Consider the following 21414-nt stretch of genomic DNA (forward strand, 5'->3'; position numbering starts at 1 on the left):
GAGCGTGGGCGGTGGCGCCGGGGCCGTGTCAGCCGCGCAGGCTCTGCACCGTGAGCACGCAGTGGGCACTGCTGGTCAGCACTTCCTCGTCGCCCGCGAAGGCCTGGAGCACCTCAGCGGAGACCGGCTGCCCGGGAACGGCCTCGGGCCAGGCGCGGGTGGCGAACAGGAAGTAGGCCTGCCCGCTCTCGTGGGCGGCGGCGACCCACTCCGGCGGGGCGGTGCAGGTGGCGTTGAGACCGGGCAGGGTCAGCGCGATCTGGTGGTCGGCGAGCAGGATCTTCACCGGGAAGGTGGCCGCCTTGAGGGTCCCGTCCATGACCACGTCCCCGATCGGCAGGCCGATCTCCTCCAGGAGACCTCGGGCGGCCGCCTCGCCGGCCTCCTTGCCGCCCGGGCCGTCGCCCAGGGTGTAGGCGAGGAGGTACGGGATGTCGTGACCCTCGGAGGGGTCACCGATCCAGGCGAGCACGGAAAGGGTGCCGAGCTGGGACCGGTCGATTTCGGCTTGGGTGGAAGTCATGCGCCGCACCTTAGTGGCCTCTCGGCCACCCCCTCGCGGCCTTTCACCCGAGCGGGCTATACGGCCCAGAATCCCCCTCCGGAATTCGCCTGCATGTTCGCGTCCTGGTACTGGAGCCGTACGACGCGCGCGCTTTCCGGGATTTCGAACGCCACCCATCCCTCGGCCCGCTCACCGACCTCCAGGGAATCGAAGACGAGGGGTTTGCCGGTTGTCAGTTCGCCGGTGGGCACGACCGCGTGGCGCTGTCCCGCGCCGTCGTACGCCCACATGCTCCCGAGAGCCCCGTACGAGGCTCCCCCCACGTTGACGAACGACATGGAGGCGGCCACCCAGCGCTTCCCGGCGGTCGGTGCGAAGTTCTTCTCGACGCTGACGGCCGGGTCCACGTACGCGTTGAGCACGACCTGGAGGTGCTGCCCCACCTGCCGGCCCGGCACCCGTACGGAGTCACCCACACGGGCGTCCTTCGCGGTCGCCCGCACCACCGCCGGGCCGGGTGCGGCCGGGTCGCCGTCGGCTCCCGGCACCCCGTCGTCCACCGGGACGGCGGGTACCGCCGCGGGGGCCACGGCGGCCCCTTCGGGCACGCTCTGACAGGCGGTGGCGCCCATCAGCAGGAGGGGCAGGAGGGCGGCTGCGGCGAGGACGGAAGCGGGCTGACGCATGCGGGATCCCTTCGGGGATCTTCGGGGCGGGGATGTATTCCGGTCAGTTTCACGCGCCCGAGCGGGCAATTGCACACACCGACACGAGCGTAGGGAGCGAGTTGCCCGCCAACTGCCAGCAGAATGCTTCCGGCAGCATCCCGCCATCCGCTTCCCACTGGAGGAAAAATGGTCATGTCCGGCCGCCGAATTACTCTCGCGGCGCTCTCCGCGCTGGCCGCCGCCTCGGTATTCACCACTCCGGCGAACGCCACTGTTTTCAACCAGGAGATTTCCGTACAGCCTTACGCCCACATCACCGAGGAAGGCTCCGTCACCCTTTCCGGGACCTACCTCTGCGAGGGCTCGTCACCCAGAGGGGCGGTCCAGATCAAGGCGACCGTCGTTCAGGAGGGTCTCCGCCTCACCATCGCCGCCGGCGACGCCCGCTGCGACGGTGAGCGGCACCGCTGGGAGGCGCGCGGCTCCGTGCGCTTCACGCCGGGCCTGCACGCCGGTCGCGCCGAGGCCGTGGCGCAGCTTCAGGAGGTCCACTTCTCGGGGCTGATGCCGCGTTCGATCGACACGCTCGCCGAGGACGAGAAGAACATCGAGGTGTTCGACCACCGGTGATCCCGGCGCCGACGCCGACCGGTCCGGTAGCCGCCGCTACCGGATCCTCGCCGTGAACGGCCGCTGCCGGGTCCTCGCCGTAGCCGGCCGGGACCGGAGCCCGGTCGTCAGCCGGGATCGGAGCCCGGTCGCCGGCCGGGACCGGATCCCCCGCGTCAACGGCACTCCGGGGCGACACCGGTCATCGACATGAACGCCACCGTCTGACACCCGGGGTCCGAGTGCGGACGCCCCGTCGTCCAGTCCACCGCCTTCGGCACCCCGGCCGCCAGCAGGAGCAGGGCCAGGATGCCCGTCATCGCGCCCCTGTTCAGGCGGCGCACAGCAGAATCCGTTTCATGGCGGCATCATCACTCCCCCTCCGGCAGGCCACAACTCGGGGTGATCGTCCGGTCACTCCGCGCCCGGCCGCACGCCCCCGGCGTCGAACTCGCACCAGACGGCCTTTCCGTCGCCCCGGGACTCCACCCCCCAGTGCGTGGCCAGCGCGTCCACCAGCAGCAGCCCGCGTCCCGTGGTGGCCGACTCCCCCGGGGTGCGCCGGCGGGGCCACACGCTGGAGCGGTCCTTGACCCACAGCCGGATCCGCCGCACCGGTTCCGGCAGCACCTCCATGGTCAGCACCGCACCGCCGTCCGTGTGCAGCAGGGCGTTGACCAGCAGTTCGCCCGCTGCCAGCTCCACGTCGTCGGCGAGTTCCGCCATGCCCCAGTCGCGCAGGGCCTGCCGCAGGGCGTAGCGGGCCTCCGAGAGGCCCTCGGGGTCGGCCTGGTGGATGTACTGGTGGATGCGGGGTGCCCGGTGCGTGCCCGGGTCGGGAGCCCGGCGCAGCACCAGCAGGGCCACGTCGTCGCCTGAGCCCCAGCGTTCCCAGAGCCGGTCGGAGAGGTGGTCGGCGAGCGCCCCGGCCTCCTGGGGGCCGCTGCGGACGGCATGGGCCAGTGCCTCCATGCCCTGGGTGATGGCAGTTCCCGGTTCCTCCACGAGCCCGTCGGTGCACAGCACGAGGGTCTCGCCGGGCACCAGGTCCAGCCGGGTCTCGGGGAACTCCTCCCGTTCGAAGATCGAGGCGAGTCCGAGGGGCAGGCCGCCGCGCACGTTGGGCCAGCCCGTTCGGCCGTCCGTGTGGCGGATCAGCGGTCCGAGGTGGCCCGCGCGGACGGCGCGTACCCCTCCGGTCTCCAGGTCCACCTGCGCGTACATGCAGGTCGCGAAGCGTTCGGTGTCGAGTTCGGCGAGGAAGCGGGAGGCCCGGGCCAGCACGGTGGACGGCGGGTGCCCCTCCCCCGCGTAGGCGCGCAGGGCGATGCGCAGTTGGCCCATGATGGCGGCGGCGTGGGTGTCGTGGCCCTGCACGTCGCCCACGACGATGCCGACCCGGTCGCGGGGCAGCGCGATCACGTCGTACCAGTCGCCGCCGACCTCGCGCCCGCTCCAGGCGGCGTGGTAGCGGACCGCGATCTCGCCACCGGTGATCTCGGGGATCCGGCGCGGCAGCATCGACGCCTGGAGGCCGGTGGCGAACTCCCGTTCCTGGTCGAAGAGCAGGGCCCGCTGGAGCGACTGGGCCACGATGCCGGCCAGGCCCAGGCAGAGGTTGCGTTCCTCGGGGCTGAACTCGCTGAGCCGCTTGTAGAAGAGGACCAGTCCGCCGATGGCCTTGGCCTGCGCGATCAGCGGCAGGTAGGCGGCCGCGTCGTAGCGGATCCGGTTCAGGTAGTCCGTGAACATCGGGAACTCGGCCGCCAGCTCGGACAGCGAGGTGACGAACCGGGCCTTGCGGCTGAGGACCGCCTGCGACAGCGGCAGCGAACCGTCCAGCCGGGTAAATCTGCGCTCGTTGAGGATCTCCAGGGACTCCCCGCTCAACGCGATGATCTTGATGGCGCCGTTCTCCACGAGCCCGAGGGCGAGCCCGTCCGCGCCGAGCCGTTCCAAGGCTCCCGTGCCCGTCAGGGTGGCCGTCACATCGTCCACGGTCACGGCCCGCGACAGGGCCTCGGTGGTCCGCTGCACGATGGTGGCCTGCTGGGCGCGGGCCGACTCCAGCTTCCGGAGCACCGTGAGGTGGGCCAGCTCGGCCGTCGCGTCCCGGACGATGCCGACGATCCGCAGGGGTCGACCGTCGGGGGCGCGCAGCACCCTCCCCTGGATGTGGGTCCACTGGTCGCGGCCGTCGCGCCGGCGCACCGTGAAATAGGAGCCGTACGTCTCCTCACCGCTGTCCAGCACCCCGACCACGGTGTCCGCGAGCCGCGCGGTGTCATCGGCCGGAATCCGCAGCCCCAGGCCCTCGGGGGTGTGGTCGAACTCCTCCGGCTCCAGGTCGAAGACGACCAGGCCGGCCTCGTCGAGCGACACGGTCCCCGCGCCGAGGTCCCAGTCGTAGCTGCCCATGCCGTTCAGCGCGAGCCGTTCCCCGGCTCCGGTCACGGGCATGCCGCCGTCCGGCGCGGGTCTGTCGGGTCGCTCCGCCGCTGCCACGCGTCACACCACCTAACGGCCGGGCCAGCACGGCTGGGAGATCAGCCGCTCCCACTCTTCGTCAGGATGCCCCGGAAGGGTGCGTCCGGCCTCTCGCCAGCGCTTCAGCAGGGAGAGGTAGATCGTGGACTGGTCACCGGGGCCGAAGGTCGCGCCCTTGGGCCGGCCCGGCGGCTGTTCCGCACGGCTGGCGGGGATGCGTACCCAGCCACGGCCGCCCTGTGCTCGCTCCGCGCCCATCGCGACCCCTCTCACCTCTCACCGTGTACCCGTCTCACCGCGGCTACGCCTCGGGGTGCCCGGCGACGGCCCGGTCGAGCCGGTCGCCGGGGGCGGAACCCGGCAGTCGACCCCGGGCTCCGAGCCTCCCCAGGACTCCCTTCACCAGTCTCCCCGCCGTGAAGCCCGCACCGTGCACGAATCGCATGGAAGGGCCGAATGAGGGAGCCGTCAGCAGACCCGCGAAGAACAGCCCGGGCCACGATGATTCGAAGCCCGCGCTCAGCTCGGGCGTTCCGCCGCCGCCCACGGTGCGCAGCGCGGTCCGCAGCCCGACGTCCAGCAGTTCCAGTCGGCGCAGGTCGGGGGCGAATCCGGTGGCCGAGATGACGTGCGAGGTGTCGAGGACGACGGACTCCCCGGTCGCGGAGGTCAGCTCCAGTCGGGTGTGGTCGCCCGCCGCGACCGCCCGGTGCAGATGGTGGCCGAGCAGCACCGGTACCCGCTGTTCGAAGCGGTCCCGCAGCCACCAGGCGCCGGCGGGCCCCAGCGCCGTGGCGGCGATGCGTTCCCGGGTCGCCGCGGGCAGCCGGCGCACCGCCCACGGCAGTTCCGACCACACCCAACTGCGCCATCCCGTGCCCAGCCCGCTGTGCGGGTCGCGCAGGGCCCGCAGCGGGGACCGTTCCAGGGGCTGCGGGACGGTGTTCCAGTTCAGCCGGGGCCGCCGGGCCACCAGACACGGTCGCGCCCCGGCCTCCGCCAGCAGGGCCGCGGTCTCCAGGGCCGCCTGCCCGGCCCCGAGCACCGCGACCTCCCGGCCGGCGAACCGGGTCAGGTCGCGGTGGCCGCTGCTGTGCGAGTAGTGGGCGGCTGGCAGGTCCCGCAGTACGGCGGGGAAGTTCACGAACGGCATCACCCCCACCGCCAGGGCGACGGTACGGGCGAACAGCGGCGGCCCCTGCGCGGTCCTGATCCGGAAGCCGCCCCCCTGCGGGGTCAGCTCCGTGACCGTCACCTCCTCCACCTCGGGCGCGGCCCTCCCGGCGAACCAGAGCCCGTACGCGCTGAAGGTGCCGATCGGCAGCGGTCCGCCGTGCTCGGCCCGCACGCCCCGGCCGGCGCAGTAGTCGGCGAGGGTGTGCCGCCCGCCGGGCGCGGACAGGTTGGATGACCAGGGCTCCGACTTCAGGTACATCCCCTCGGGCATGTGGTCCCGCCAGGACGCCATGGGCCGCCCCAGTACCCGTACGCGGAGTCCGGCCGCCGCGGCGTGCGCGGCGATCGACAGCCCGTACGGCCCCGCGCCGACCACGACGAGGTCGTCCATTCGTGTCATCGCTGTCCCTCCACTGTCATGGCCGACCGCCCCGGACGGGCCCGCCCGGGGCGGGGGTGGTCACCGGATGAGGCGTGTCACCGGATGAGGTGTGTCACCGGCTCACCAGCTCGTCCGGTTCGGCCGCCTCCGGCGGGGCCGGGCGCGCGGCAGGTCCGCCGGGGCCCTCGGACGCCTGTTCCCGACCGCGTTGACGGGGCGCGCGCACCACGGCCCGGGCGGTACGGCGGCCCTGCTCGGGGAAGCCGCGCAGGACCCGGGCCCCCTTGCCGAAGCCCCGGCCCAGGAACGCGGTGACCATCGCGACGAACGGCATCACGTCGTCCGAGGCGAACCAGGCCGCCTCCACGTCGGCGCGCCGGTCCCTCGGCGCGGCCCGCGCCGGCCCGGCGGTGGCCGGCCCGGTCGCGGCGGACCCCGGCCCCCCGCCGTCACTCCGGCCCGGGGTCGCGGCGCCTTGGCCCACCCGGTGCTCCGCCGCCCGGCCGGGCCGGTCCGGCCGCGCCGGGTCCGGGATCACGACCCCGTCCCGGGAGCCGCCGGCGGGCGGGGCCGCGCCGGGCTCCGGGGCCGGGTTCCGGAGCGGGTGCGGCCGAGACGCCGCCCCCCGCGCCGCTCCCCGACCCGGCCGCGGGGCGAGCGGCAGCCGGCGTCCGCGTACCGCCGCCAGCAGCGCGTAGTTCTCCGCGACGAACACCCGGCCCGGCCCGCCCGAGGGGGTCGGTACCCGTTGCCCCGTCAGGTCCAGGTACATCGCCTGGACCACGTCCAGTCCGCCCGTGTCCGTGAACAGCCGGAACTGGGCCCCGGGACGCGGGTTGAAGTCCACCAGCCGGAAGCAGCCCCGCTCGTCGCGTCGGAAGTCGAGGTCCAGGATCCCCTGGTAGCCGAGGCGTTCGGCGAGCCGTAGCCCCGCCTCCTCCACCGCCGGGTCCGGCAGCCACCGTCCGACGGCCGTCAGCCCCGTCCGTACCGGCCAGGACAGTTCCTTGCGCCCGGACCCCACGAGCAGCGGATGTCCGCCCCGCGCGAAGGCCCCGTGGAAGAACCAGTCGGTGTCCTGACCGGCCGGCAGGAACCGCTGGAGCAGCAGCCGGCTGCCCGCCCTCGCCGAGCGTTCGTACAGGCGTCGCGCCTCGGCCGCGCTGTGCAGCAGCGTGGTGCTCCGCAGCCCCTCGCCCGCCGGAAGCAGCCACGGCCGGCTCCACTTCGCCACCACCGGCAGCCCCAACCGCCAGGCGGCCTCGGACGCCTCGGCCCCGCTCGCCGGGATCACCGTCTCGGGGTGCGGGATGTCCCACCGCGCGCACAGCCGCGACAGTTCGGCCTTGTCGGCCACCCGCGCGGGCAGTCCGTCCGGCTGATGGGGAATCCGGTACCGCTCGTCGAGCGCCGGGGCGATCCGGGCGACCGCGATGGCGCTGAGGTCGTCCATCGCGACGAGCACCGCGGGGCGCCCGATCCGCTCGGACACGGTGAGCAGGCAGTCCAGCAAGGCTTGCGGGGTCTCGGGGTCGAGCCCGCCGACCGGCCCGGGATGCACGGCGCGCAGATACCGCGAGCGCCTCACCGGACCTCCCCCGGCCTCGACGACTACATGGACCTCCACGCCTTTGCGCCCAAGGGATCTGACGGCGCCGAGGGTTCCGTGGTGGAACGGGTTGCGATCGAGTCGGAGCAGAACGGCGGGCACATGGTTGGCGAACGCGTGCATGAAAACGGTGTCTTTCACCTAGTCGGACCAAGCGGGGGTGGTGTGCGCCTGCGAATGGCCTATGCAGCGGTCACCGGACAGGCCATTCGTCGGATGTGATGCCTAACGTCGTTGACAAGCACACCGGTTCGGGAAGCTCGGGAGACGCCATGCCCACACCACGCCGCCGACTGGCGAGCACCTGCGTCGGCACGGTCACGGCCGGACTGCTGGCCTCCGGCGCCGCGCTCGCGGCGCCCGACGAGGAAGCACCCAAGGGCTCCGACATCGCCATGGGCGCCTATCTCGACTACGGGCCGTCGGGGGTGGCCCGGATCCCGTACCTGTCGAACTGGCTGGGCGGCAAGGAGATCCGGGTCGGGCACACCTATCTGCCCGGCGACCGGTGGGCCGGCATCGAGGGCAACGTGGGTTTCCTCGCGGACTGGGCCGCGTGGCGCCGGGAGGACGACGACCGGATGTTCGTCCTCAACGTGCCCATGCAGGAGCGCAACGAGGAGCGGGTGTCCGACCGCCAGGTGGCCCAGCTGATCAGGGCGGGCGCGCAGGGCGACTACGACCCGCACTTCAAGCGGCTGGCCGAACGACTGGTGGGGCTGGGCGTCCCGGACACCGTCATCGTCCTGGGCTGGGAGATGAACGGCACCACGTACACCCACCGCTGCGGGCCCGACCCGGAGAACTGGAAGCGGTACTGGAAGCGCGCCGTCGCCGCGATGCGGTCCGTGCCCGGCCAGAAGTTCACGTTCGACTTCGCACCGAACCGGGGTACCGACGCGATCGGCTGGACCAAGTGCTACCCGGGCGACGACGTGGTGGACATCATCGGAATGGACTCGTACGACCAGGGTCCCGGCACGGACTTCGACGAACAGATCTCGCAGCCGTACGGCCTCCAGCAGCACGTGGACTTCGCGAAGGCACACGGCAAGGAGATCTCGTATCCGGAGTGGGGCCTGTTCCGGCGCGGGGACAATCCGGAGTACGTGCGGCGCATGCTCAAGTGGATCGAGCAGCACAAGCCGCTCTATCACACCATCACGGACTACTGCCCGCACGGCGTCTGGCAGTGCAAGCAGAACCCCCAGTCCTCGAAGGTGTTCAAGGAGGCCCTCACCCCGCAAAAGCCCGGCCCGGTCACCCCGACGCCGGTGGTCCCCACGCCGGTGGTCCCCACTCCGGTGATCCCGACCCCCGTGGTCCCGACCCCGGTCGTCCCCACCCCCCAGGTCCCGACCCCGCAGATCCCGACACCGCAGGTGCCCACGCCCCAGGTCCCGACTCCGCAGATCCCCACACCGCAGGTGCCCACGCCCCAGGCACCGTCGGTCCCGCCGGTCGTCCCGCCGGTGGACGTTCCCGCCGAGCCGTCCGCGGAGCCCTCCGTCGAGACGCCGGTGAGCCCGTCCCCGGAGGTTCCCGTCGTGGAGCCCTCCCCGGCCGTCCCCTCCCCCGCGGCCCCCAGCCCGGTCGCGCCGAGCCCGGCGGCGCCGAGCCCGCTCACGCCCGTCGCCACGCCCGAGCCGGTCGAGCCGACGACGCCGAAGCCGCCCGTCAACGACACGCAGTGGTGCGTGCCGCTCAACTTCGGGGAGTGGCTGTCCAAGCTCGTCGGCAACCAGGCCGTCTGCGTCAAGCTCGACTGGCGCAAGGGCTGGCTCTGGCCCTTCTAGGCGAACCGGCCCGTCCGGGCCCGGTCGCGTGACTCCCGTCATCGCACCCGCAGTTCGTTGAGCCGCGCCCGCCAGTCCCTGGCGCCCGGCATCGCCTCGCGCAGCGCGTCCACCGCCCGCTCGCGCCCCGACACCTGCGACTCGTGCAGTCGCAGCAGGGGCGCGAGCGCGTTGGTGGCCAGCAGGAACCGCTGGTTGACCACCGTTTCGGGCCGCCAGTGGTTCTTGTACGGTTCGTTGCCGCGCAGGAAGCTCACCACCGGCCGCCCCTCCGCGAGCGCCCGGCCGGCCTCGTGGCGCAGCAGCAGCGTGGCGATGTCCACCTTGCGGTCGCGCAGGTCCGGGTCGGCCCCGTACAGGTACCCGCCGCTCAGGGCCGACGAGAGCAGCGTGACGTTGGCCGCGACCACGTTCCCGTCCAGTCGGAACTCGGTGAGGCGGCCTTCCCCGACGCGCACCATCCGCCGGACGGCCCGGGTCAGGTGCTCGGCGAAGCGCGGCTTGAGGTGTTCGGGGGTCACCCCGCGCCCCCGCCACTGCTTCTCGTGCAGCCGCAGCAGCGTCCGCACGGCACGCGGCACCTCCTGCTCGGTGACGTCGTGCTCCTCGATCCCGGCCGCGTCGGTCTTGCGGAGCTTGGCCCGCACCCGCTGGGCCCCGGAGGAGGGCATGCGCCGGACGAGCTCGTCGAAGGGCAGCGCGGGCAGTTCCATGCAGGTGGAGTCGGTGAGCCTGGCCCGCGCCCCGGGCCATTCCCGGAACAGCGTCTCGGCGACCGCCCCGGGCCGCACCTCGCGGAGGTCGACGACCGCCCCGCGGGCGGCCCGGTGCAGCCCGCGGGCCAGCGCCGGAACGACCTGATCGGCGTGCTCGGGGGCCACGAGCACGTCGAAGTAGTCGGTGATCCCGCCGCCCAGCGGCACCAGCAGCGGCAGCGGGCGGTGTACGAGCATCAGCGCGGCGACGCCGACCAGTTCTTCGCCGCGGCGCACGAGGACGAGCCGGAGCCGGCCCTCCTTCCCGTACGACAGCCACCAGGAGTGCAGCCAGGCGTGGCTCTGGAAGGGGGTGGCGGTGGGGCAGCCGCGGACGAGCCGGTTCCACGGCTCTTCCAGCGCGGCGAACTGCCGGGGGTCCCGACACAGCGTCACCGACAGGCCCCCGGCGGAGCCCGCACTCATCGCACGGACTCCTTCTCCTTGGCCGTGGTGTGCTCGCCCTGCGCGGGCAGCGTCGCGAACTCGCCGGCCACGGGGCTCTCGGCGACCTCGGCGACGACCTCGTCGGTACGCCGGCGCCCGGGTCGGGCCAGCATCCACAGGCCGCCGACGAGCCCGCCCGCGCAGAGTCCGACGGCTCCGCTGAGCGGCGCGGAGGCCGAGGCCGGGTCGGTGGGTGCGACGGCCTGGTTGAACAGCAGCAGTTGCACGCCGGTGTTCTTGGCGGCCTGGTTGCTGCTCAGCGACAGGGCGTCGGCGACCGCGTTCGCGATGTCGGCGGCCTCGGCCGGGCTCTTGGAGGTACCGGTGATGGCGATCATCGGGGACTCGGGGGAGGTCTCGGCGCGCACCTGGGTCCGCAGCCGGTGGGCGCTGATGCCGGCGCGGGGCTGGGCGTAGGCGAGGGTGGAGTTGCTGGTGGCGATGCGGGCGTAGGCCTGGGCGAAGCCGAGGGCGGTGGCCGGTTCGGTGGTGTCGTCCGGGACGGCGACGACGTAGCTGGTGGCGGCGTACTCGGGCGCCTTGAGCACCCCGTACGCCCCGCCGGCGGCCAGTCCCAGCAGCGCGCAGGCGGGCAACGGCCACCACACGGGCGCCGACAACCGGGTCCGCGCCTTCTTCGCGGAGCGGTGGTCGGACTTCCTCTGCTCGGACTTCCTCTGCTCGGCCTTCGTCTGGTCGGACTTCTTCTGGTCGGCGGTGTCGGCCATGTGCGTGCTCGCTTCCTGAGTGGAGGGAACTTCCTTCGGCCCCGCTGCGGGGCCCCTGCGGTAGGACTGATCAGCCGTCGCCCCGGCCGGGCGTGCTTACGGCCCCCGGCCGGGCGGCGTCCCCCCGTGCGTCCGGCCCGCGCCCGGGAGCGGCCGGCGCCCCGACCCCGCCCCCTTGCGCACCGGCCCCTCGTTGCGCACCCGTGTCCGGGTCCGGGGCGGCGTCCCGGTCCCCCTCGCGCGGCGCGGCCAACGCTTCGGCGTAGACCGAGAGCAGCCGCTCCGCGCTCCGCGCGATGTCGTACCGCCGCACCACGGGCGGCGCCGGCAACCGGCCGGACCCCGCCTCCATGTGTCCGCGCAGCGCGGCGACGAGCTCCTCCGTCCCGGTGCCGATCCGCCTGGCTCCGGGCGCCTGCGTCGCGGGCAGGTCGTCGATGGCGGGGCAGGTGACGTGCAGGACGGGCAGTCCTGCGGCGAGCGCCTCGACGACCGCGAGCCCGAAGGCCTCTTCCCGCGACGGGGACACGAAGACGTCCATGGCGGCCAGCAGGGCGGGGATGCCGGGCGTCCGCCCGTCCGCGCTGTCGCCGAGCGGGTCCCGTTCCCCGAGCAGGTGGATCCGGCTCTGGGCGCCGAGGTCGGCGGCGAGCCGTCGCAGCGCGGCCCGTTCGGGTCCGTCGCCGGCCAGCAGCAGATGGGCCCCGGGCAGGGCGGCCACGGCCCGTACGAGCACGTCGAACCGCTTGCCCGGTACGAGCCGGCCGACCCCGCCCACCACGAAGGCCCGTTCCGGGAGCCCGGCCCGGGCCCGCGTGGCCCTGCGCACGCCTTCGTCGAAGCGGAAGCGGACGGCCTCGATGCCGTTCGGTACGACGTGGATGCGCGCGGCCGGCACCCCCCAACCCTCCAGCCGCGTCGCCACGGTGTCGGAGACGGCCACCGTCGCCGCGCCGAGGCGTTCGCCGGTCAGGTACAGGGCCCGGACCCCGCGCGAGAGCCGTCGTCCCTCGATCTCGCTCCCGCCGAGGGAGTGTTCGGTGGCCACGGTCGTGCGCACGCCCGCGAGCCGGGCCGCGAGCCGCCCGTAGAGGCAGGCCCGGTACAGGTGGGTGTGGACCAGGTCGTAGCGTTCGCGCCGGATGAACCGCACCATCCGGGGCAGCGCCCCCAGGTCCCGGTTGCCCTTCATCCCGAGGTGGACGACCCGTACCCCGTCGGCCCGCAGCCCCTCGGCCACCGGGCCGGGGTTGGTCAGGGTCAGCACGTCGCACCGCATGGGCATGTGGCGCAGGAGCAGGCGCAGTTGCTGCTCGGCTCCACCGACGCCCAGGCCGGTGATGACGTGCAGCACCTTGAGCGACTTCATCCCGTCCGTCGCGTTCATCGCGCCGCCACCCCCCTGCGCAGCTCCCGCATGCGGTGCCGCAGCCGCTTGATCCGCAGCCGCGCTCCGCCGTCGGCCTGGCTGATGTGCGTACGGGGCAGGGCGTACGGGCCGGCGAGCCGACCGGGGTCGATGGCGCACGCGTAGCCGTAGCCGGCGGCCCGGGTGGCGTCCACGACCCGCGCGTCGAGATGCCCGTACGGGTAGCAGAACCCCTCGGGCAGCGTCCCGGTCAGTTCCCGCAGCAGGTCGCGGCTGCCCCGCAGCTCCTGCCGGAGCACGTCGTCGGGGGTGGCGGTGAGGTCCTGGTGGAGCAGCCCGTGCGAGCCGATCTCCTGCCCGGCGGCGGCGACCTCGCGGATGCCCTCGGCGGTGAGCAGGGACTTGCGGGGGCCCAGCGGGTCCCACATGTTGTCCACTCCGAGCCGTCCCGGCAGCACGAACAGCGTGGAGGTGAAATCGAGGCGCTTCAGCAGGGGCAGCGCCCGGGTGAGGAAGTCGGTGTACCCGTCGTCGAAGGTGAGTCCGACGAGCCCGGCTCCGCGCCCGGCCGCGCGGGCCCGGAGCAGTTCGCCCACGGACACCCCGCGCAGACCCCGGGAGCGCAGCCACAGCAGCTGGGCCTCCAGCACGCGCGGGGTGACGGTGATGCCGTACGGGTCCTCGGCGGGGTCGGTGAACTCGGCGACCGAGTGGTACATGAGGACCCACGGCGATGCGGTCCGGCGGGCGGGGACCACCACGGCGGCGGGCTCCGTGTCGGTGTCAGCGGGCATTGCGGAACCTCTGGGTGAGCTGGGAGGTGAGCTGGGCGATCTGGGCGGGCAGCACGGTGACTTCGAGTGCCCGCATGGCCATCCCGGTGGCTCCGAACATGGCCGGGACCAGCAGGCAGCCGAGTGCGGCGCTGAGCAGCGGGTCGGGGATCTTGGGGCCGGCGATCCAGCCGGTGGCGCAGGCGGCGACGGCGGCGACCGCGAGGCGGCCGATGCTGACGGCGACCCGGCGGACCTGGATGGCGACGATCCGGGAGCCGAGTCCGGTGAGGAGCAGGGCGGCGGTGGTGGAGATGCCGGCGGCGTTGGCGGCGGCGATCCCGTAGATCCCCCACCAGCCGACGGCGAGGGCTCCGAAGACGATGTTGACGAGCAGTCCGGCGCCCATCGCGACCGCCGGGAACCAGGTGGGCCGGGCGGTCGAGAAGAAGGGCCGGGACAGCGCCCCGACGAGGCAGTGGCCGAGGAGTCCGAGGCCGTAGACCCGCATCACGGAGGCGGTGGCGAGGGTGTCCCGGTGGGTGAAGGCGCCGCGTTCGAAGAGGACCTGGATGATCTGGGGCGCGTACCCGATGACGAGGGCGGTGCCCATGAGGACGACGAGGGAGGCGAGGGCCAGGTCCCGTTCGACGCGCCGCCGGGCCTTCTCGCGTTCGCCGCCGGCCATGGCCTGGGCGACGACCGGGAAGGTGACCGTGCAGATCATCAGGGACAGCACCATCGGCATCTGCGCGACCTTCTGCGCGTAGTTCAGGTGCGAGATGGCTCCGGACGGGAGCGAGGCGGCCAGGAACCGTTCGACGAGGACCTGGGACTGCCGGAAGACGGCGAAGAAGATGACGGGGGCGATCAGCCCGAAGGCGATCAGCGTCGGCCGGTCCCGGTCGCGGCGGCTGCGCGGTGCGCCCTTGGCCCGGGACGGCCCGAAGCCCACGTTCCGGATGAACGCGGGCAGTTGGACGAGCACCATCAGCGCCCCGCCGAGGGCGACCCCGGCCGCGGCGGCCCGCACTCCCCACAGGGCGTGGAGGGCGACCATGGCGCCGATGATCCCGACGTTGTAGGAGACGTAGATCGCGGCGGGCGGCAGGAAGGATCTGTGGGCCCGCAGCGCGGCGCTGAAGTATCCGGCGATCCCGAAGGTGATCACGGTGAGGGCGGTCAGCCGGGTGCACTGGACGGCCAGGTCGGGATCGGGCAGTCCGGGCGCGAGCATGCCCACGACGAGCGGCGCGGCGACGATCAGTACGGAGGCCACGGCGGCCAGCAGCACCAGGAGCCGCGGCAGGGTCGCGGCCACGAGCAGCCGTACGGGGTCCTGCGCGCGGGCCTCCTTGCGGGTGAGCCCGGCGCGGTCGGCGGCCCGGCGGGCCAGGGCGTGGCTGAAGGCGGGCACCATCAGCAGCGCCATGGCGTCCTCGATGAGCAGCGTCGAGGCCATCTCGGGGACGGTCCAGGCGATGAGGAACGCGTCGCTGTCGTGCCCGGCGCCGAAGAGGTGGGCGATGGTCTGGTCGCGTACGAGTCCGAACACCGCCCCCGCGGCGGTGAGGCCGGCGGTGACGGCGGCGGCCTTGGCGAGGTACCGGCCCAGGGGGGCGGGTGCGCCGGGGTCGCCCGATCCGGATCCCCTCCCGGCCCGCGCGCGGGCGGCGGCGGGGCCCTCGGATTCGGCGGGGGGCGCCCCCGCGACGGTGGGGCCGCCGGACGCGATCACGCGGCCCCGATCCCCGTGGGCGCCGCCGCGGGCGGCGTCCGGTTCCGCCGGCCGCGGCGGACGGCCCGCGGTCGCGGCGAGGTCCGTCGCCGCGGCCGCGGGCCGCCGGGGCGGGGTGCCCGTCACCGGCCGGCCGGCCACTGGGCGGCCGGCCGGCCCCGGCCGGTGCCGGTCGCGAACCCGCCCTCCGGATCGCCCCGGGAGGACAGCGCCCACCAGGCGGCGAGTCCGATGATCACCCCGGTCAGGACGGTGGACGGCCCGCCGATGTCCGCGTAGAGGAAGTCGGTCAGTTGCCACGCCAGGAGCCCGACGGCGACCAGTCCGCAGTCCAGGGCCCCTCGGCCGGAGACGCACCGGCGGACGCCCGCGACCAGCAGCGCCGCCCAGCCGCCGACCAGCGCGGTCAGTCCGATCAGACCCTGCTCGCTGAGCACGAGCAGGTACATGTTGTGGGGGGACAGCAGTGGTTGCTTGATGTAGGCCTGCCCCGCGCCGGCGGTGTCGCTGCCGGCGGACAGGGCCAGGCCGGAGTGGCCGTCGCGGTTGGCCGGGAAGCCCTTGAGGCCGACGCCGGCCGCGGGCCGCTCGCGCCACATCGACTCGGCGGCGGCCCACATGGTGTAGCGGTCGGTGACCGATTGGTCGGGGGCGGCGGAGACCTGGGTGATCGAGGTCAGTCGTTCCGCGACCATCTCGGAGCCGACCCCGAGCCCGCCCACGAGCACCACGCCGATCGCGACGAGCGCCACCAGTACCTTGAGCGCCCGCCGGATCCCGGCGATCACCATGACGAGGACGGCCGCACCGAGGGTGGCGATCCACGCGCCCCGGCTGAAGGACAGCACCAGCGGCAGGACCAGGGCGAGCGCGCAGCCGGCGGCCACCCTCCGGACCCGCCGCGGCAGTCCCGGCGCCAGCGCGGCGGCGGTCGCGACGATCAGCCCGTACGCGACCACCGTGGCCATGCCCATGACGTCACCGGGGCCGAAGGTGCCCACGGCGCGGATGTCCTCGCCCTGGTACGAGGCCCCGGTGTGGGTCGCGAACTGCACGACGCCGACGGCTCCCTGAACCAGTGCCAGCACCACGAAGCAGGCGGCGGCGAGCCGGAACTCGCGGGCGTCCCGCACCAGCAGCACGATCGCCGCCGGGACCAGCACGAAGACCTGGAGGTAGCGCACGAACCCGGGCAGGGCCGCGTACGGGTCCCCCGCGGTGACGGTGGCCACCGCGAGTCCCACGGCGGGCAGCCCCAGGACGACCGCCCCCAACGGGGTCAGCGTCCGCACCCGGCCGCGCACCGCCTGTACGGCGCACACCAGGACGAGCAGCAGTGAGGCGGCGTCGGCGGGTCCGACCTTGCCCGAGGTGGTGGCGTCGCCCGCCGGCAGCGGGGCGAGGAGGAACAGCACGGTCGCGGCGAGCGGCAGCAGCGGCCAGTGCCGGCGCAGCAGCCCACCGACGTCCGGGCGTACCCAGGGGCTCGATACGGCAAGGCTCATGCTCAGCTGCCCCCCAGCCGGAATCGGAAGAACCCGGCCGCGGTGCGGGCGAGGATCCACAGGTCCTGCCACAACGACCAGGTGTCGATGTAGTGGTTGTCGAAGCGGGCCCGGTCCTCGATGGAGGTGTCCCCGCGCAGTCCGTTGATCTGCGCGAGTCCGGTGATCCCGACGGGCATCCGGTGGCGGGCCTCGTAACCGGGGTGCACGCTGCTGAACTTGGCGACGAAGAAGGGCCGCTCGGGGCGCGGACCGACCAGGCTCATGTCACCCCGTACGACGTTCCACAGCTGCGGCAGCTCGTCCAGCGAGGACTTGCGCAGGAAGGACCCGACCGGGCTCATCCGACGGTCTCCCGCGACCGTCCACCGGGTGGCGGACTCGTGGGGATCGGCGCTCAGGGTGCGGAACTTCAGCAGGGTGAAGGGGCGTCCGTACAGCCCGACCCGCTCCTGGCGGAAGATCACACCGGGACCGTCGACGAGCCGTACGGCCAGGGCGCAGGCGGCCATCACGGGCGCGGCGAACAGCAGGGCGAGCGCGGCGAGCGAGGAGTCGATGATCCGCTTCGCGTACCGCTCCAACGGCCGGGACGGTCGCGGCAGCAGCGGCTGCACGGCGTACCCCCACAACTGGTCGGCCGGCTGCGCCACCCGCATGCCGGTGACCTTGGCGGTGCCGGCGGGGTCGGCGAGCCAGAGTCGGCAGCCGTGGTCGTGGAAGAGCCGGACCAGTGACGCGGTGCGCTCGTCGGCCTCCGGCGGGCGGGTGAAGACGGCGTGCCGGACGGAGTTCTGGATGACCGCGCGCCGGACGTCCTCGTGGGTGGCGAGCACCGGGAGGGTGGCGTGCTCCCCGTCGCCGGCGCCGGTGTCGGCGATCCCCACGGGCCGCAGTCCGTACTCGGGGCGCCCGTGGAGGGCGGTGGCGACCGCCCCGGCGCCCGTGCCGGGACCGACGACGAGCGCGGAGGCGGGCGAGCGCAGCGCGGCGCGCCGGTGGAGCCGGTTCACGAGGCCCCGGCCGGCGCAGACCAGGAGGACCTGGAGGCAGACGCCGGCGAGCAGCACGCTCCAGCCCATGGCCTGTCCGGGGTGGAAGGCGGCCAGGACGGCGGCGGCCCCGCACCACAGGACGACGGCCCGACCGGCGAGCGCGGGCAGTTCGAACAGCGCGGAGGGCGCGAGCCGCGGCCGGTACAACCCGGCCTGCGCGTGCAGCGCGAGGAGCAGGATCGCGAGGGGCAGGACGGCCTCGGTCGCGAGGCCCGGTCCGGGTACGGCCGAAACGGTGAGCGCGGCGGCCAGCGCGTCGGAGGCCACCAGCGCCATGACCCGGTCGCGGGGGCGGACCCGCCGCGGCCGGACGGCGGTCCTGGCCGGTTCGACCTGGGGCCCGCGCGGGGGGTGGATGGCGGTCACGGAACGGCGGGCTGGGGTGTGGGGCGCGGGCGCGAAGGCGCTGCTCCCGGCGGGCCCCGTGCCGCCCTGCCCGGGGTGCCGGGCGGGTGCGCTGTCCATCGTCATCGGCTGATGCGCTCCTGGTTCAAGGGCCGGGGCCTGCCCAGCAGTTCGTGGTACAGGCCGGTGACCGCGTCCGTGGTCCGCCGTACGTCGAAGTCGGTCCGGGCGTGCTCCCGGGCCCGCTCCCCGAGTTCGGCGAGCAGCCGCGGTTCGACCAACAGCCCGCAGAGGGCCTTGGCCAGTGCCGTCGGGTCCTCCGGTGGCACCAGGCACAGCCGCCCCTGGCCGGGCGGCAGACTTTCCCGGGCACCACTGACGTCGGAGACCAGGACCGGGCGACCGCAGGCCATGGCTTCGAGCGGGGCGAGCGCCATGCCTTCCCACCGCGACGGCATTACAACGAGATCGGCGGCCCGAAGCCACGGTCGGATGTCGGAGGCGGCCCCCGCGAAGAGGACGCCCGGCGGGGCTCCCAGACGCAGCCGTTCGGTGTCGGGGCCGTCCCCGACGAGGGCCAGTCGGGCGCCCGGGATGGTCGCCGACACCTGTGGCCAGGCCTTGAGCAGGACGTCCTGGCCCTTCTGCGGGCAGAGCCGGCCGACGCAGACGACGAGCGGCGCGTCGCCCCGGAACTCGGCGGGCAGCGGGAGTTCGGCGCGGGCCGCCGCCCGGTCCAGGTCCCGGTCCGCGGCGCCGGGCCGGAAGTGGTCGGTGTCCACTCCGTTGCGGATGACCGACCAGCGGGCGGTGATCCCCTCGGACTCGCCGGCCCGACGTTCCGCCTCGCTGACGCAGAGCACCCGGTCGGCCCACCGGGCGCCGAACCGCTCCCAGCGCAGCGCGAGCGCGGCGGTGGCCCCGCCCACGGCGTCGAAGGACCACGCGTGCGGTTGGAACACGGTCGCCACGGTGCCGCGCGCGGCCAGCCTCCCGGCCAACCCGGCCTTGGCGCTGTGGGCGTGCAGCAGATCGGGGCGGACGCGGCGGATCAGCCGCGCGGCGCCGAGCACCTCGGCGGGCAGGCCTGGCCCGGGTGATCGCCCGGCGCGCCAGGTGAGCACCTCGGCGCCGGCGTCGTGCGCGTCGTCGCCGAGCCGGCCGCCGCGAGGGCAGCCGACGACGACGCGCAATCCGGCGGCGGCCTGCGCCCGGACCAGGTCGGTGACGACCCGGGCGACTCCGCCGTCCACGGGTTGGACGAGATGGAGGACGGTGCGGAGTACCGCTGGGGAAGAATCTGCTGTCGAACGGTTGGTCGACACGTGGAGTGATCTCCTACGTTCAGCGGCGCGCGTCTGTCTGAACGAAGAGCACACCGAGGAATTGGCCCTGACTTTCGCCCGTGAACTTGAAACTCAGGCCGTGGGCACCACCGGACAGGGCGGGACCAAGATCGAACACGTCCGCGTCATATCCGAGGGTATTCATGTGTTCGGGCTGTCGCACGAACGAGGAACGTCCGAATTCCGTGATCGTGGAATTCATAACATCATTAAAAGGATTTTCTGAATCACTGAGGCTCACGCGCCGACCGCTGTCGGCCGTGACCGTCAGTGAGTCACCGAGGACCCCTCGGTCCCCGTCGTAGGCGACCACCCCGGCCTTGCCCGCGGACCCGGCCGGCGCGTCCAGTCCGGCGACCTCCACCGTCCGACCGGCCGCCTCGCCCACCCCCGGGAGCAGACCGTCGAACCCGTCCTGGACGGAGACCCGGCGCAGCGGCTCCTGGGGGTGCTCGTAGGCGACGACCAGCGTCCAGCCGCCCCAGGCCCCCACCGCCGAGTGCCCCATCGCGATGTTGAGCTGGGCGACCGTCCACATCCCCGCACCGCCCTTGCGAACCAGCGGGGTCACGTCGGCCGAGGCCTGGTAGGCGTCACTGCCGGCGTCGCTGCGGTGCCCGATGACGGTGTCCGCCAGGACTTCCTTGTACGCGCCGCCCGGCTCGGCGACCAGCACGCGACCGTTGTCCTCCGGCGGCTTCTGCTCGCCCACCCGCAGGTTCCCGCCCCAGTAGAGCCGGGCGTACGCGACCTTCGCGCCCTGCGGGACCTTGAGCTCGGACCGGGTGGAGTTGTAGGTGTCGGGGTCCTTGTCGACCTCGCTGTAGAACATCTCGTAGTCGCTGTTGACCCCTGCGGCGCCGCCCTGCACGTCGGCGCAGGGTTCCGCCTCCCGGTTCTCCTCCTTGCGACAGCTGATCCCGGAGTTCGAGGCCCGGACCAGCCCGCCGTGCAGCGCGGCCTGGTAACGCTGCGTGAAGGGGACCCGGGCCTGCTCCTTGACCGTGACGTCGGAGAAACGGGAACCGGCGGGGACGGCCGCACCGGCCACCGGAACGTTCGCCGAAAGTGTGAGGCAGGACAGCAGACCGAGCGTGCCGAGGATTCTGCGGGAGGAACCCATGACCCTGTCTCCATTTTCGATCAGGGGAACAAAACAGGAGTGAACTTTGTCAGAAATCAAGCAGGAAATCACGCCGGACTCGCTCGTACGGCCTTTTGGGCGATAACACGCACCCTCAAAGTGGGCGGGTCGTTATGGGGGTTGCTCCACCGCTCGGAACCGAAAGGGAAAACCGGGGTCCGGAAGGGACCCTCGCCCCGGGGACGACGCCCCGGCGAGCGGGCCTCACCCGCGGCTCCGACCCTCGTCCGGCGCCATCGGCGTCAACGCCCGACGTCAACCGCGGCGCCCGAAACTTCGGCATCCGAGTGAAGACACGCAACCCGAGCCGGGGCTGCACCGTTGATCCGGGTGCTCCAGTACCGGGCAATCCTGCAAAAAAGGGACGACAATGATCAAGAAGTTTGTAGCCGGCGCAGCGGTTGCCGCCTCCGTCGTGGGTCTGGGTGCCGCGATGGCCCCGTCGGCCATGGCCATCGGCAACGACGGCGGCATCAACACCGCCAACGGCAACAACTCGGCGCAGATCTACGGCAACCAGGCCACGTACGGCAACATGAGCCCGCAGATGGCGCTCATCCAGGGCTCCTTCAACAAGCCCTGCATCGCCCTGCCGGCCAAGGCCAACGTGCAGTCGGTGCTGGCCCTGGTCAACGTCGGTGTCCAGGACATCCCGGTCCTGTCCAGCCCGCAGAACCAGCAGTGCACCGAGAACTCCACCCAGGCCAAGGGTGACGAGGCCCTGTCGCACATCCTCAGCAACATCCCGGTCCTCTCCGGCAACGCCTCCGCCGGCAGCTGACCGCCGCCCCGTACGTGGGCATTCCCCCGGCCGGGTCCGGGGAACGAGGCCGTCGCACCTTCGGGTCGCGGCGGCCTCGCCGCGTCCGAGGGCGCTCGAATTACCGCGAGCCGCAGAAATCCCCGCCGAATTCGACACCCCGCGCGACTTTGAGTGCGCGAGCATCGGAGTGAAATGCGGAGCGGCCCGGGAAAAT

19 protein-coding genes are annotated in these 21414 nt (G+C 73.3%); 3 read left to right on the forward strand and 16 right to left on the reverse strand.

The annotated features are described in order from the left end of the window. Positions 1-28 precede the first annotated feature (28 nt). Both OHA84_RS16110 and OHA84_RS16115 read right to left on the reverse strand, forming a co-directional pair. Positions 29-523, reverse strand: coding sequence for a DUF5949 family protein (locus tag OHA84_RS16110; RefSeq protein WP_053679600.1), 495 nt, complete (start codon positions 521-523; stop codon positions 29-31). 56 nt (positions 524-579) lie between these two features. Continuing rightward, on the reverse strand, positions 580-1191 hold the full coding sequence (locus OHA84_RS16115) for a DUF4352 domain-containing protein (RefSeq protein ID WP_053679602.1): 612 nt from the start codon (positions 1189-1191) through the stop codon (positions 580-582). Positions 1192-1365: 174 nt separating this feature from the next. Between OHA84_RS16115 and OHA84_RS16120 the strand changes: the two genes are divergently transcribed. Then, the gene (locus OHA84_RS16120) at positions 1366-1803 is read left to right on the forward strand and encodes a DUF6299 family protein (RefSeq protein WP_266971099.1); all 438 of its coding nucleotides are present in this window, start codon (positions 1366-1368) and stop codon (positions 1801-1803) included. 155 nt (positions 1804-1958) lie between these two features. On the opposite strand, the gene OHA84_RS16125 is transcribed toward OHA84_RS16120, so the two are convergent. From OHA84_RS16125 to OHA84_RS16145, 5 genes are all read right to left on the reverse strand, one after another. Then, a complete protein-coding gene (locus OHA84_RS16125) occupies positions 1959-2126 on the reverse strand; it encodes a hypothetical protein (protein ID WP_199826548.1) in 168 nt (55 codons plus the stop codon). A gap of 70 nt (positions 2127-2196) precedes the next feature. Continuing rightward, the gene (locus OHA84_RS16130) at positions 2197-4242 is read right to left on the reverse strand and encodes a SpoIIE family protein phosphatase (protein WP_266947778.1); all 2046 of its coding nucleotides are present in this window, start codon (positions 4240-4242) and stop codon (positions 2197-2199) included. A gap of 57 nt (positions 4243-4299) precedes the next feature. Beyond that, complete coding sequence (locus tag OHA84_RS16135; RefSeq protein WP_053679608.1) at positions 4300-4527, reverse strand: hypothetical protein; 228 nt, start codon at positions 4525-4527, stop codon at positions 4300-4302. Positions 4528-4570: 43 nt separating this feature from the next. Further along, positions 4571-5836 carry an NAD(P)-binding domain-containing protein gene (locus OHA84_RS16140; protein ID WP_266974066.1) on the reverse strand — a complete coding sequence of 422 codons (1266 nt, stop codon included), beginning with the start codon at positions 5834-5836 and terminating at the stop codon, positions 4571-4573. A gap of 103 nt (positions 5837-5939) precedes the next feature. After that, entirely contained in the window at positions 5940-7415 is a 1476-nt protein-coding gene (locus tag OHA84_RS16145) for an ATP-grasp domain-containing protein (protein ID WP_323181912.1), read from the reverse strand. A 293-nt stretch (positions 7416-7708) separates the two neighbouring features. Between OHA84_RS16145 and OHA84_RS16150 the strand changes: the two genes are divergently transcribed. Then, on the forward strand, positions 7709-9232 hold the full coding sequence (locus tag OHA84_RS16150; RefSeq protein ID WP_266947783.1) for a glycosyl hydrolase: 1524 nt from the start codon (positions 7709-7711) through the stop codon (positions 9230-9232). A 38-nt stretch (positions 9233-9270) separates the two neighbouring features. Here OHA84_RS16150 and OHA84_RS16155 read toward each other — a convergent pair whose 3' ends face one another. From OHA84_RS16155 to OHA84_RS16195, 9 genes are all read right to left on the reverse strand, one after another. Continuing rightward, complete coding sequence (locus tag OHA84_RS16155) at positions 9271-10413, reverse strand: GNAT family N-acetyltransferase (RefSeq protein WP_053679616.1); 1143 nt, start codon at positions 10411-10413, stop codon at positions 9271-9273. Then, positions 10410-11162 (reverse strand): lipopolysaccharide biosynthesis protein, encoded by a 753-nt coding sequence (locus OHA84_RS16160; RefSeq protein ID WP_053679618.1) that lies wholly within the window; start codon positions 11160-11162, stop codon positions 10410-10412. Before OHA84_RS16160 ends, OHA84_RS16155 begins: the two co-directional genes overlap by 4 nt. A 70-nt stretch (positions 11163-11232) precedes the next feature. Then, a complete protein-coding gene (locus tag OHA84_RS16165) occupies positions 11233-12549 on the reverse strand; it encodes a glycosyltransferase (RefSeq protein WP_266947786.1) in 1317 nt (438 codons plus the stop codon). Next, positions 12546-13325 (reverse strand): polysaccharide deacetylase family protein, encoded by a 780-nt coding sequence (locus OHA84_RS16170; protein ID WP_266971095.1) that lies wholly within the window; start codon positions 13323-13325, stop codon positions 12546-12548. Before OHA84_RS16170 ends, OHA84_RS16165 begins: the two co-directional genes overlap by 4 nt. Beyond that, the gene (gene murJ, locus OHA84_RS16175; protein WP_234350090.1) at positions 13315-15042 is read right to left on the reverse strand and encodes a murein biosynthesis integral membrane protein MurJ; all 1728 of its coding nucleotides are present in this window, start codon (positions 15040-15042) and stop codon (positions 13315-13317) included. The genes OHA84_RS16170 and murJ overlap by 11 nt, the downstream gene beginning before the upstream one ends. Positions 15043-15164: 122 nt before the next feature. Beyond that, the gene (locus OHA84_RS16180) at positions 15165-16547 is read right to left on the reverse strand and encodes an O-antigen ligase (RefSeq protein ID WP_266971093.1); all 1383 of its coding nucleotides are present in this window, start codon (positions 16545-16547) and stop codon (positions 15165-15167) included. 2 nt (positions 16548-16549) lie between these two features. Beyond that, entirely contained in the window at positions 16550-18073 is a 1524-nt protein-coding gene (locus OHA84_RS16185) for a sugar transferase (protein ID WP_371591392.1), read from the reverse strand. Further along, positions 18070-19200 carry a glycosyltransferase gene (locus tag OHA84_RS16190; protein WP_323181911.1) on the reverse strand — a complete coding sequence of 377 codons (1131 nt, stop codon included), beginning with the start codon at positions 19198-19200 and terminating at the stop codon, positions 18070-18072. Before OHA84_RS16190 ends, OHA84_RS16185 begins: the two co-directional genes overlap by 4 nt. A gap of 91 nt (positions 19201-19291) precedes the next feature. After that, the gene (locus OHA84_RS16195; protein ID WP_371591393.1) at positions 19292-20416 is read right to left on the reverse strand and encodes a DUF3344 domain-containing protein; all 1125 of its coding nucleotides are present in this window, start codon (positions 20414-20416) and stop codon (positions 19292-19294) included. Between the two features lie 391 nt (positions 20417-20807). Between OHA84_RS16195 and OHA84_RS16200 the strand changes: the two genes are divergently transcribed. Then, the gene (locus OHA84_RS16200) at positions 20808-21218 is read left to right on the forward strand and encodes a rodlin (protein WP_053679627.1); all 411 of its coding nucleotides are present in this window, start codon (positions 20808-20810) and stop codon (positions 21216-21218) included. The last annotated feature ends 196 nt before the right edge of the window (positions 21219-21414 follow it).

It is taken from the genome of Streptomyces sp. NBC_00513 (assembly GCF_041431415.1).
Classification (GTDB): domain Bacteria; phylum Actinomycetota; class Actinomycetes; order Streptomycetales; family Streptomycetaceae; genus Streptomyces.